Source organism: Allobosea sp. GW821-FHT10B12 (assembly GCF_059415545.1).
This window is the reverse complement of the sequence record NZ_JBWKNL010000006.1, coordinates 213,137-225,594: the sequence shown is the minus strand read 5'-3', so window position 1 is coordinate 225,594 and position 12,458 is coordinate 213,137. Positions and strand designations below refer to the sequence as shown.

The following is a 12,458-nucleotide window of genomic DNA, read 5'->3' as shown; positions in this document are numbered from 1 at the left end:
CCGATCGGCCGGCATCAAGCGGCCGCGCGGTTCGGCGAGCCGGCGCGCGTGCCATCGGGATTGCGCAGATAGACGCCGTGCTCGAGCTGCTGGCGGCGCAATTCGTCGATGTCGATCTCGGCGGGCGGGCGATTGCCGCGCACCGAGATTTTGGCGGCCCGACCCGCGGCCTCGCCCATCGCCATGCAGGTCGCCATGACGCGGATCGCACCCATCGCCTCATGCGTCGCCGAGATGCTGCGCCCGGCGACCAACAGGTTGCCGATCTTCTGCGGCACCAGCGAGCGGTAGGGGATGTCGTAGCAGTCGCCGCACCAGATCAGTGTGCAGCCATCGTCGGCCGGGCGGTGGATGTCGATCGGATAGCTCGCAACCGCGATCGCATCGTCGAAATGCGTGCAGGCGAGCACATCCTCCTGCGTCATCACGTACTGGCCAACGATGCGGCGCGTCTCGCGGATGCCGAGGAAGGGCGCAGTCTTGGTGAAATAGGCCTTCTCGAACCCGGGCACATAGCCGACGAGATAAGAGACGATGTCGTCGATCTGGGCGCGGCCCTCGATCTCGCCTTTGGTCAGGCTGCGGGCGTCGGTACCGTCCGTGCCCTTGACCCGGGTCATGTTGATCCAGACCTCGCCCTTTTTCAGGCCGGTGATGATGATCGTGCGCTCATTCGGGATCTTCAGCCCGCGCTCGGCCTTGGCCTTGGCCATGAGCTCGCGCATGCCGACGACGATGAACTGGTGGTTCTGGCCGAAATACTCGGCCGGGATGAAGTCGGTGAGATAGGTGCGCGCCGCCGGCGGGGCGTTGGCGATTGAGAGCCTCAGCGCATCGGTGTCGACCCCGGCGAGACAGAACATCAAGGTCGGCGGCTGCATACCACCCTCGGCATTGCCCTTCTCGGTCGGCACGCCGGCACTGTAGGCGACGTCGGCATCGCCGCTGCAGTCGATCACCACCTTGGCGAGGATCGCGCTGCGGCCGCTCTTGCTCTCGGTGATGACACCGCGGATCGTATCGTTCTCAACCAATGCGCCGGCAAAGAAGGTGTAGAACAGCACATCGACGCCGGCCTCGGTCAGCATTTCCAGCGCGACCGTCTTCACCGCTTCAGGCTCGACCAGGGTGATGCCCATATGGAGGGGACAGGGCCGGTGCTCGCTGGCGCCGTCGCGTTCCCGGCGCAGACGCTCGATGAACTTCTGCGGCAGCCCGTCGATGATCTGGTTGCCCTTCTGGCCGAGGAAGCCGAGCACCGGCAGGCCGATCGTCATGTTGCCGCCGACGAAGCTGCGGCTCTCGATCAGGCCGACACGCAGACCGTCCTCCGCTGCGGCCAGTGCCGCCGTCAGGCCCGAAGGCCCGCCGCCGACGACGAGCACGTCGTACTCGGCCGAGACGGGGATGGAGCGCGCCGGCTCCTCGATGAAGCGGGGCGTTGCGGTCGACATGACGAGGTCCTCTTAGGTTCAGCGATATTCTGAATGGCCGCGGAGCCATGAGCCCCGCGGTGTCGCAAGGTGATCAGGCGGGCATCATCGGCTTGACGCGGTCGATGATGGCGGAGACGGCCTCCTTGACCGGCTTGCGGCCGAGCACGGCGAGCTGGACCTCCTCGAGGAAGGTCGCCTGGGCGCGAGCAGCCTCGGGGAAGGGCGGGAAGGCGCCGCGCGCCGTCGCCAGCACCTTGGCCTCGACGGCGGCGAGGGGGTTCTTCGCCTTCAGCCCGGCATCGGCATAGGCGGAGACGCGGACCGGGCCGTTGCCGTTGATTGCCATGCCGAGCGTCACGCGCTTGCTGGAGACTTCCCTGATGAAGCTCCAGGCCAGCGCCTTGTCCTTGGCATTCTTCGGGATCGACATCGCCCAGGCCTCGACGACGGAGGCCATCGGCACCTTGCCCTTGATCGCGGCCGAGCCGGGGAATTCGACCGCCTTGATCCTGCCGGGGAACTTGCTCTGCTCGGGATTGTTGAGCTGCGCACCGCGGGCGAAGGGCAGCACGGTGAAGGCGGCGCGGCCCTGCTGCAGCCAAGTGACCTGATCGTCGTTCTTGGTCGTTGCATAGCTGCGCGGCAGGCTGCCCGCCTCGAACATGCCGCGCAGCGCCGCAAGTCCCTGCTCCAGTGCCTCGCGGTTCGGCACCAGCTTGAGATCGGGGCTGATGAAGTCGCCGCCATAGGCGCGGGCGAACATCACCGGGAAGACGGCGAGATCGCTCGCCAAGACCATGCCGGTAACGGGCGTGCCGGCCTTTGAGGTGAAGCTCGTCTTCTTCGCCTGCTCGATCAGCTCTTCCAGCGTCGTCGGCGGGGCGGCGATGCCAGCCTCCTCCAGCAGCGCCTCGTTGTAGAATAGCCCTTGCGTGGCATGGCGGACGGGAATGCCAATCAGCTTGCCGTCGACGGTCATGCCCTGGACGAGACCGGGCGCGATGTCGGTGAAATCCTCGATCGCGTCCTTGTCCTGATAGGGGCCGAGCGGCTCGAACAGCGCGGCGATCTGCGAGGTCGGCCGGTTGTCGATGAGGTAGCCGACGCCGTATTCGGTCTCCTTCAGGCTCGCCTCGCGGAAGAGCCGGTCCTGCAGCGGATTGGAGTCGAAGGTGGTGAAGGCGATCTCGGCGTCGTTGGCCTTGCGCCAGCCCGCCATCAGGTCGCTGTCGCCGCTGCCGAGCACGGTCTGGTGGACCTTGTGGCTCAGCACGTTCAGCGTCTTGCTCGCAGCAAGCACTGGTCGGACCGCAAGAGTGGCGGCTATGCCCGCGGAGCCAGCGACGAAGGCGCGGCGGGTCAGCTTCGTTTCAGGCTTGTTCGACATGGCTTCCTCCCTTTTTTTGGTTGGCTACCCCTTCGTCGAACCGGCGGTGAGGCCGGCCACAAGGTAGCGGTTCATGAAGACGACGAAGAGAAGGACGGGCACGAGCTGCACCGTCGCGGCGGCGAAGAGGATTCCCCAGTCGACGCCGTCGATGGAGCCGATCATCTCGGAGATGACGAGCGGGGCGGTCTTGGCCTTCGTCGCGGTGAAGATGAAGGCGAACAGGAATTCGTTCCACGAGAAGACGATCACGAAAACAGCGACCGCGAGCACGCCCGGCATCGCCAACGGTGCGATCACCTTGCGCAGGATCGTCAGGCGGCTTGCCCCGTCGATCGCAGCGGCCTCGTCGAGCTCGCGCGGGATCTGGTCGATGAAGGTGCGCATCAGCACCGTGCCGAGCGAGACGAAGAAAGTGGCGTAGAGCAGGATCAGGACGAGATGCGTGTCGTTGATGCCGAGCGCATTGACGATCGGGAACAGCGGCAGTGTCACCACGATCGGCGGGATCAGCCTGACGACGATGAGGCCGGTGATGCTGGCATCGAGCCCGCGCCCGGAATTGCGCGAATAGACATAACCGGCGCAGGCGCTGGCCACGATCGCGAGCAGCGTCGCACCGGCAGTGATCAGCAGGCTGTTGAGCAGGCCGTCGAAGAAGACGCCCCAGGAGCGCCAGAGCTCGGCATAATGCTTCAGCGTCGGCGCGAACAGCCATCTCGGCGGCACCGCAAAGATGTCCTGCCCGGGCTTCAGCGACGAGACCGCGATGAACAGGATCGGGAACAGCGACCAGAGCAGGATCGCCGCGACGGCGAGCGCCTTGCCTGCCCCGAAGAGAAGACGCTCAGTGCGCATGGGAGAGGCCTCCCCGCCGCAGCAGGAGCACATAGCCGGCCGCGAGCAGGAGCGATGCCGCCACCATGATCCAGGCCGTCGCTGCCGCCGGGCCGAAGGCGTTGAAGCTGAAGGCCTCCTGATAGAGGTAGATCGCGACCACCTCGGTCGAGCGCGCCGGGCCGCCCTTGGTCAGGAGCCAGGCCTCGGAGAACAGGCGGAAGGCGAAGATGTAGCGGAACAGCAGCGCGATCAGCATGGCAGGGCCGAGCAGCGGCAGCGTCACGCGGCGGAAGGCCTGCCAGCGCGTCGCGCCGTCGATCCGCGCGGCTTCGTAGAGTTCACCGGGGATGGCGAGGCGCGCCGCATAGACGATGACGAAGGTGAAGGGCAGGTGCAGCCAGATCGTCAGCAGCCCGATCAGCACCATGGCGTGCGAGGGCTCGAACGACCAGTCGAGCGTCGGCAGGCTGAGTGCCTTCAGCGCCAGCGTGATCGGCCCGGCATCGGGATCGAACAGGAAGCGCCACATCACCACCGCCGTGACCTCGCTGACGGCGTAGGGCGCGAGCACTGCGACGAGCAGAAAGCGCCGGAACGGCAGGCCGCTGGCGAAGAGCAGCGCCATGCCGAGCCCGAGTGCCAGCTCGAGGTGAACCGCGACGATCACCAGCACGACCGTGTTCATCAGCGCGCCATGGAAAGCCGGGTCGGCGAGGACGCGCACATAGTTCTGCAGCCCGACGAAGCTCGGCGCCTGGCCGAAGCTCGACTGGTTCAGGCTGAGCCAGACCACATAGAGCGACGGCAGCACGATCACGCTCAGGATGAGCAGGTGCACCGGCGCGAGCAGCGGCAGGATCCGTGCCGTTCGTTGAAGCTGCACTCTTTCCTCCAGGAGCTTTTTCGACCCGGGCTCTGTCGGCCCGGTGTTTCAACGTCGTCTGTCAGTGGATCGCCTTTGGCGGAGAAAGCGGCACCTCCGGATGCGTTTCGCGCGGACCGCGACTGACCTCTGAACTGACGGCGGGCGACAGGTCCCGGACGGAATCGCGGACCTGCAGGCTCGTCTGCAGCACGAGGCCTTGCGGCGGCGCGCCATCGCCCGCCATGCGCGCACGCAGCCGCTGCCAGGCCGCGGCAGCGATCTCGGCGATCGGCTGCCGGATCGCGGTGAGCCCGGTCCGGCGCGCGCTCATCCAGGGATAATCGTCGAAGCCGACGACCGAAACGGGCTCGGGAATGTCGATCCGCAGGCGCGCCAAGGCCGAGAGCGTGCTCAGCGTGGTGACATTAGTCAGCGCGATCACCGCGCTCGGCCGCCGATGCCGCTCGAACCAGTGCAGGAAGACGCCGGCGCCGCGCTCGGCATTGGAGCCGAGCTCCAGCACGGTCGCCTCGCATCCGGCGCTCGCCCGGATCAGTTCGCAGGCGCCGTGGACGCGCTCGCGGATCGGCGAGATGCCGAGGCTGGAAGCGGCGACGACGATGTCGCGATGGCCCTTGTCGAGAAGATGGCGGGCGGCGATCTCGCCGGCCTCGCGATTGTCGATCGCGACCGTGTCGACGACGCTGCCCTCGGGCGGCACGCGGTCGGCGAAGACGATCGGCAGCCGGCCGATCTCGCGATCGAGCCCGGCGGGCAGCTCGTCGGTGCAGGGCACGACGATCAGCCCGGATGGGCGCCAGGCCAGCAGCGCGCGCAGCCGCGACCTCTCCAGAGCCGCATCGTCGCGCGAGCTCGCGACGATGATGTCGTAGCCGTCGGCCTCGGCCATCACCTCGAGCTGCGAGACCAGCGAGGTGAAGAAGACGTCGTCGAGATCCGGCACCAGGACACCGACCACCTTCGCCTGGCCCGAACGGAGCCGCGAGGCGGCGCGGTCGACCTGGTAGGACAGCTCCTGCGCCGCCTTCTGGACGCGTGCCTGCAGCTCGGCATTGACCGGCTTGCTACCACTGAAGACGTTCGAGACGGTGGCGATCGAGACGCCGGCCCGCGCCGCTACATCCTTGATCGTGATGCGCTTTCCGCTCACGTTCCCACCCTGTTAAACGTTTTACAGTAAAACGTTTAACAGGGTGGATGAGATCTTGCAACCATGCGCCGCGACAGCGAGCCGGCCTGGTCATCAGAGGATCACGGTAGAGGAACGAAGGCCCGTCGGGGCCAGCGTCGTCGGCGCTGAAGCGCCCTCGCCTACTTCACCACAAAGCCGTGCGCGAACGGGTCGCGGTCGTCGATGAAGATGGTGTTGTAGCCGGTCATCCGGGCCCAGCCGGCGATCGAGGGGATGATCGCCTCGCGGTTCGCCACCGTCGTCGCCGCCTCGACCCGCCCCTTGAACAGCGAGCCGATGATCGATTCATGCACGAACTCGTCACCGACCCCGAGCTTGCCCTTGGCGGCGAGCTGCGCCATCCGCGCCGAAGTGCCGGTGCCGCAGGGCGAGCGATCGATCGCCTTCTCGCCATAGAACACGGCATTGCGGGCATGGGCGCCGTCCTGCGTCGCCTTGCCGGTCCATTGGATGTGCGACAGCCCCCGGATCTCCGGATGCTCCGGATGGACGAACTCGTATTTCGCGTTGAGCGCAGCCCGCAGCTTCGGCGACCAGCCGACCAGCTCGCCGGCGGTGTGGTCGGCCATGTCACCGAAGTTCTTCTGCGGCTCGACGATCGCATAGAAATTGCCGCCATAGGCGACATCCACGACGATCTCGCCGAGCCCTTCGACCTCGGCGCTCAGCCCTTCCGCATAGAGGAAGCCCGGGACGTTGGTGAGGCGAACCTCCTCAACGAAGCGGCCCTCCTGGCGATAGCTGATGTCGACCTTGCCGGCCGGCGCATCGATCGAGAGCTTGCCCGGCTCGCGTGGCGTGATCAGTCCGTTCTCGATGCCCATAGTGATGGTGCCGATCGTGCCATGGCCGCACATCGGCAGGCAGCCCGAGGTCTCGATGAACAGCACGCCGACATCGCAATCGGGCCGTGTCGGCGGATAGAGGATCGAGCCCGACATCATGTCGTGCCCGCGTGGCTCGAACATCAGCCCGGTGCGGATCCAGTCGAACTCGCGCAGGAAATGTGCGCGCTTCTCCAGCATGGTCGCGCCGTCGAGGCGCGGGCCGCCGCCCGAGACCAGCCGGACCGGATTGCCGCAGGTGTGGCCGTCGATGCAGGAGAAGGTATGGCTGGCCATGGTTCAGAACTTTCCTGAGATGCGCAAAGCCTGCTTGAAGTCGTGTCGGCTTTTTGAATACAGCAAGTATGCAGATTTGCAACGAGCGGGAAGCACGCCATGAGTGACATGACGATCCTCAGCATGGAGGCGTTGACGCGCCGGATCGAGGCGGTCTTCCGCAAGGGCGGATTGTCGCCGCTTCATGCCGCGGCGCTTTCCCGCGTGATCGCCGCCGGTGAGCGTGACGGCTGCAAGTCGCATGGCGTCTACCGGGTCGAAGGCTGCTTGCGCACCATCAAGGCCGGCAAGGTCTCGGCCGATGCCGAGCCTATCCTGCATGACGACGGCTCGGCCGTGCTGCGCGTCTCGGCCGGCGGCGCCTTCTCCTGCGCCGGCTTCGAGCTGGGGGCTCCCGCCCTCGCCGAGCGCGCCAAAAAGCTCGGCCTGGCAGCTCTGGTGATCAACGACTGCACGCATTTCTCGGCGCTCTGGCCGGAGGTGGAGGTTCTGGCCGGAATGGGCGTCGCCGCGCTGGCGCTGTGCCCGAGCTATGCCACCGTCGCCCCCGCGGGTGGAACAGCCGCCCTGCTCGGCACCAATCCCCTCGCCTTCGGTTGGCCGCGCAAGGACAGCCATCCTTACGTCTTCGACTTCGCCACCAGCGTCGCGGCGCGCGGCGAGATCGAGCTGCATCGCCGGGCCGGCAAGCCGCTGCCGGATGGCTGGGCTCTCGATGCCGAGGGTAAGCCGACCACCGATCCGACCGCAGCCCTCGCCGGCGCGATGCTGCCCTTCGGCGGCCACAAGGGTTCGGCGATCTCGACTATGATCGAACTATTGGCCGGCGCGATGATCGGCGACCTGACCAGCCAAGGCGCGCTCGATTTCCTCGGCACCACGACGCTGGCGCCGCAGCATGGCGAACTGATCCTGGCGTTCTCGCCCGAGCGCTTCGCCGCCGGCCGTCCCGGCGATCCCTTCGCCCGCGCCGAAACCCTGTTCGAGGCGATCGCCGGACAGGGCGCGCGCCTGCCCTCGCAGCGCCGCTTCAAGGCCCGCGAAGGCTCGCTGGCGGAGGGGATCGCCCTGACAGCCGCCGAGATCGAGCAGCTCGACCGGTTGGAGGCGCTCGGCCTCGACGCGGTGTCCTGAGCGGCGGAAAGTGCGCCAGACCTCCCTTCTCCCCTTGCGGGAGAAGGTGGCCCGAAGGGGCGGATGAGGGGTCGCTCAGGTCGATCCGTCATGCTCGCCCTTGTGGCGAGCATCCACGTCTTGAACACCACATTCGCCGTAGGAAGACGTGGATGGTCGGGACAAGCCCGACCATGACGATGAAGGTCGCGAGACCCCTCACCCTAGCCCTCTCCCGCAAGGGGAGAGGGGATAACTCGAGCAAGTTCTCAGGCGGCGTGCTTCAGCGCGCCGGCCTGCTTCGACCACTGCGCATACCAGGCGTCGAACAGCGTGAGCTGCGCCTCGACATAGCCGCGCTGGCTCTCGCCGAGCACGTCGGTCGGGTTAAAGTGCAGCGTGTATTCGGCGTCGCCCTTCAGCACCATCATGTGCTTGAAATAGAGGACGAGCTCCGGCCCCTCGTCGAAGGAGGACAGCACGGCGAGCGCCGCCTCCAGCTCGAGCGCCAGCCGGCGCGCCTCGACATCGCCCTTCGCCGCAGCCTGGCTCAGGCTGACAAGGTGCAGCACCTCCTTGGGCAGCACGCAGCCGATGCCGGTGATCGCGCCGGTCGCGCCGCAATTGACGAAGCCGTGGAAGACGCAGGTGTCGACGCCGATCATCAGCGAGACGTCATCGTCGCGGCTGGTGATGTTTTCCGCGGCGTAGCGCATGTCGGCCGCGCCGCCGAACTCCTTGAAGCCGACCAGGTTCGGATGCTCGGCCCGCAGCGCGAAGAACAGGTCGGCGCGGGTGGCGAAGCCGTAATAGGGGCTGTTGTAGATCACCGCCGGCAGATCGGGCGCGGCGGCCAGGATCGCCTTGAAATGGTGGCGCTGCGCCTCGACCACCGAACCGCGCGACAGCACGCGCGGGATCACCATCAGCCCCTTGGCGCCGACCGTCTGGGCATGGGCGGCATGGGCGACGGCGGAAGCGGTGTTGACCGCGCCGGTGCCGACGATCACCGGCACGCCGGCCTTCACCAGCGCCTCGACGCCTTGCATGCGCTGCGCGTCGGTCAGGAGCGGCCAATCGCCCATCGAGCCGCAATAGACCACGGCCGACATGCCGGTAGCGATCAGCTCTTTGCCCTTGCGCACCAGCGCCTCGAAATCGGGGCTGCGGTCGTCCTTGCAGGGGGTCATCAGCGCCGGCATGCAGCCGGAAAAGATCTGGGCCTTCATCACGCGCTCCTCGGGCTGGCGTTTCCATGGACGGCCCGTCTCGCCGCCTTGATCGACGGTGATAATACTCTTTGTATTTTATTTGTCGACAATAAAATTTGACATGCAAGAACCCGTCATTCCGGGGCAGCCGAAGGCCTGAGCCCGGAATGACGGCGATCGAACGGCTCGCTAAAGCGCCAGCGTCTGGCGCCGGTCGCGTGCGATCAGTTGCTGGATCTGCTGGACGATCTGGTCGGCATGGGCCTTGGCGAGCCGGTCAGCGCCATCGACGTCGCGCGCCGCAATCGCCGCGACCATCTCCTCATGTTCGGCGACATAGCGCTGCGGCAGGCGGTCCTCGAAGGAGGAGTAATAGAGCCGCAGGATGCGCCGGCCCTCGTCGAGCAGGCGGCAGAACAGCCCGGTGTAATAGGGGTTGCGCCCGGCCTCCGCGATCGCAGCATGGAAATCCCGGTTGGTGGCGATCATGGCGAGCGCGTCCTGCGCCTCGACCGCCCCGGCGAAGGCGGCCTGCCGCGCGCGGATGATGTCGAGATCACCAGGCACATGAAACTCAGCCGCCAGCCTCGTGGTGACGCGATACATCAGCGTGATCGCGTCGAAGAAGGTGTGCAGGTTGAGGAAGTCGATGTTCGACACCACCGTCGAGCGGTTCGGCAGCGTCGTCACCAGCCCCTCGCTCGCCAGGCGCACCAGCGCCTCACGGATCGGCGTGCGCGACATCGAGAGCCGCTCGGCGAGCTGAATCTCGTCGATCGGGCTGCCGGGCGGCAGCACCAAGTCGATGATGTCGTCGCGCAGAATGTCGTAGACGAGCTTGACGCCCTCGCCGCGCTTGCGCTCGGCCGGAGCCGCCGTGGTCCTGTCAGTCATGTCGCCATCCATTGTCGACATGACGAATACAGATTGTACTTAACTCCAGCAACAGCACTGGCCCTGCATCGGCCGGTGCTGTGGGGCCGGTTCAGCGGCCGATCTGCCGGATCGCGATCGTGTTGAAGGCCGGCTTGCCCTCGCCCTGCTGCTCGATCGCGACCTCGCCATTGCGGACATGGAAGCGGATCAGCGTCGCGCCTGCACCGCGCCAGTCGGCAGTCTCGCCATCGTCCTCATAGAGTTCGCCGGAGGCACCCTCGACCACGCCGCAGACCAGCACCTCGCGCTCGGTGCTGATGCCCTTGGAATCACCGAGCGGGATCAGCGCCCCGGCCCGCACGAACAGCGGCAGCCGGCCGAGCGGCGCTGCAACCGTCACGGTGACGCCGCCGGGATAGTGCTTGCCGTCATGCCAGTCGTACCAGCCACCCTCATGCTGTGGCAGGTAGACAGCGCGCTCGCGCGCCCCCTCCTCCAGCACCGGGGCGACCAGCACGTCCGGGCCGAGCATGAAGACGTCATCGACCGCAATCGCCGCCGCATCCCGTGGGAAATCATAAAGCAACGGGCGCACGGCCGGGATGCCGTCGCGGCTCGCCCGCCACATCTGGGTGTAGAGATAGGGCATGAGCCGGTAGCGCAGCGAGATCGCCTCGCGCACCTGCGGGATCATTTCCGGATACATCCAGGGCAGGTTGACGATGCCGTCATCGTTCCAGGAGTTCATCACCATGCGCGGCCAGAGCGCGCAGAACTCGTTGAAGCGGACGAAGAGCTCAGGACCCGGCGTCGGGCCATGGAAGCCGCCGACATCGTGGCCGATCGAGAACATGCCCGACAGGCTCATATTGAGGCCCTGGGTCAGGTTGTAGCGCAGCGTCTTCCAGGCGGTCTCGTTGTCGCCCGACCAGGTCTGGGCATAACGCGAGATGCCGGCGCAACCGCCGCGCGTGATCGAATACTGTCTCTTTCCCGGCGCCCGTTCGGCTTGAGCTTCATAGGAGAGCTTGGTCATCAGCAGCGGTTGGGCCGGACGCGCCAGCGCCTGCCGGAAGGGGCGGCCGTCGCCGTCGCAGACCGCGTCCTCGTCCCAGATCTCGTATTCGTTGTTGTCGTTCCAGACCGTGGTGAAGCCATGGTCGAGCAAAGCCGTCTCGATGCCGGCGCGCCACCAGGCCCGGCCCTTCGGGTTGGTGAAGTCGATATGGAAACCGAGCCCGTCCCAGAACTGCGCCACCGCCGGATCGCCGGTCTTGGAATCCTGGACCAGGAAGCCCTGGTCCAGTGCCTCCTTGAGACGCGGATGGTCGTCGAGCAGGCAGGGCTTGAGGTTGGCAACGGTGTGCATGCCGGCCTTGTTCAGCCGCTTCATCGTCACCAACGGCTCCGGGAACTTGTCGCGGTTCCAGTTGAAGGCGTAGCGGCGCTGGCCGATCTGGGTATAGCCCGAGCCGAAATGGAAGCTGTCGCAGGGGATGGCGTGCTTGCGGCACTTGGCGACGAAGTCGCTGATCCTTGCATCGGCGTCGGGCGCATCGGCGATCGCCATCGAGGTCACGCCGAAGCCAAAGGACCAGCGCGGCGCAAAAGCCTGCCCGCCAGTCAGCCAGGAGAAGCGCTTGACCACATCAGGCACGGTCGGGCCGGCCATGACGTAATAGTCGAGATCGCCGTCATCGCCTTTCCAGGAGCGGAACAGGCCGTGATAATTGTCGAGCGTGCAGCCGAGATCGACACTACCGGTCGAGAGATTGTCGTAGAACACGCCATGGGCGCCCGCTTTCCCGTCAACGATGAAGAAGGGCAGCATCTTGTAGAGCGGGTCGGACAATTCGGCGTCGAAGCCGCAGGGGTCGACAGCATCGATGGCAAAGCGCCGCCCGGTCCGGTCGAGCGGGCCGGCCTTGTCGCCGAGCCCGTAATGCCGCTCGGCATAATCGCGCGCCATGAAATGCGCGAGCGCACCGGTGCGCGGCGAGATCAGATAGGCCTGCGTCGTGCGATCCTGCAGGAAGGGTTCTGCCTCGCCCTGGCGCCGCCAAGCGATGCCGAAGGGCGCGAGCGTGACCTCGGCGGAAAGGCCGCCAGCCGAGAGCGTGACCTTCCCCTCGCCTTCGCTGACGCTCGCCTGCGGACAGGTGAAACCGGAAAGATCGTCGCGCGGGCGCCCCTCATAGGGCGGCTCCAGCCCGCCAGGTGCGATCGACCAGCCACGGTCGAGCCGGTAGCCGTCCTGCGGCTTCAGGGTGACCCGGCCGATATCGCCTTCGAGGATGCGGACGGCGATCGTCGCGCCGAGGCCGACATCGAACAAGGCGGCTTCGCCGTCGCGGCCGAGATAGCGGCCTTGCGTCAGGGCTTTCATGGGATCTCTC

General features: G+C 66.5%; 10 protein-coding genes. 1 reads left to right on the top strand and 9 read right to left on the bottom strand.

The features are described from left to right. Positions 1-14 precede the first annotated feature (14 nt). From AC07O0_RS21180 to AC07O0_RS21155, 6 genes are all read right to left on the bottom strand, one after another. A complete protein-coding gene (locus tag AC07O0_RS21180; protein WP_494625659.1) occupies positions 15-1,454 on the bottom strand; it encodes an FAD-dependent oxidoreductase in 1,440 nt (479 codons plus the stop codon). A 73-nt stretch (positions 1,455-1,527) separates the two neighbouring features. Then, on the bottom strand, positions 1,528-2,823 hold the full coding sequence (locus AC07O0_RS21175) for an ABC transporter substrate-binding protein (RefSeq protein ID WP_494625658.1): 1,296 nt from the start codon (positions 2,821-2,823) through the stop codon (positions 1,528-1,530). A 24-nt stretch (positions 2,824-2,847) separates the two neighbouring features. Next, positions 2,848-3,681, bottom strand: coding sequence for a carbohydrate ABC transporter permease (locus tag AC07O0_RS21170; RefSeq protein WP_494625657.1), 834 nt, complete (start codon positions 3,679-3,681; stop codon positions 2,848-2,850). Next, complete coding sequence (locus AC07O0_RS21165) at positions 3,671-4,546, bottom strand: carbohydrate ABC transporter permease (RefSeq protein WP_494625656.1); 876 nt, start codon at positions 4,544-4,546, stop codon at positions 3,671-3,673. Before AC07O0_RS21165 ends, AC07O0_RS21170 begins: the two co-directional genes overlap by 11 nt. A 61-nt stretch (positions 4,547-4,607) precedes the next feature. Further along, entirely contained in the window at positions 4,608-5,699 is a 1,092-nt protein-coding gene (locus AC07O0_RS21160) for a LacI family DNA-binding transcriptional regulator (protein ID WP_494625655.1), read from the bottom strand. 161 nt (positions 5,700-5,860) lie between these two features. Then, complete coding sequence (locus AC07O0_RS21155) at positions 5,861-6,862, bottom strand: 4-hydroxyproline epimerase (protein ID WP_494625654.1); 1,002 nt, start codon at positions 6,860-6,862, stop codon at positions 5,861-5,863. A gap of 99 nt (positions 6,863-6,961) precedes the next feature. On the opposite strand from AC07O0_RS21155, the gene AC07O0_RS21150 reads away from it, so the two are divergent. Further along, complete coding sequence (locus AC07O0_RS21150; RefSeq protein WP_494625653.1) at positions 6,962-7,996, top strand: Ldh family oxidoreductase; 1,035 nt, start codon at positions 6,962-6,964, stop codon at positions 7,994-7,996. 248 nt (positions 7,997-8,244) lie between these two features. Here the strand turns inward: AC07O0_RS21150 and AC07O0_RS21145 are convergent, their stop codons facing one another. The 3 genes from AC07O0_RS21145 to AC07O0_RS21135 all read right to left on the bottom strand — a co-directional run bounded on the left by AC07O0_RS21145 (position 8,245) and on the right by AC07O0_RS21135 (position 12,448). After that, complete coding sequence (locus tag AC07O0_RS21145; RefSeq protein ID WP_494625652.1) at positions 8,245-9,204, bottom strand: dihydrodipicolinate synthase family protein; 960 nt, start codon at positions 9,202-9,204, stop codon at positions 8,245-8,247. Between the two features lie 171 nt (positions 9,205-9,375). Further along, entirely contained in the window at positions 9,376-10,080 is a 705-nt protein-coding gene (locus AC07O0_RS21140) for a GntR family transcriptional regulator (RefSeq protein ID WP_494625651.1), read from the bottom strand. 91 nt (positions 10,081-10,171) lie between these two features. Continuing rightward, the gene (locus AC07O0_RS21135; RefSeq protein ID WP_494625650.1) at positions 10,172-12,448 is read right to left on the bottom strand and encodes a glycoside hydrolase family 31 protein; all 2,277 of its coding nucleotides are present in this window, start codon (positions 12,446-12,448) and stop codon (positions 10,172-10,174) included. Positions 12,449-12,458 lie beyond the last annotated feature (10 nt).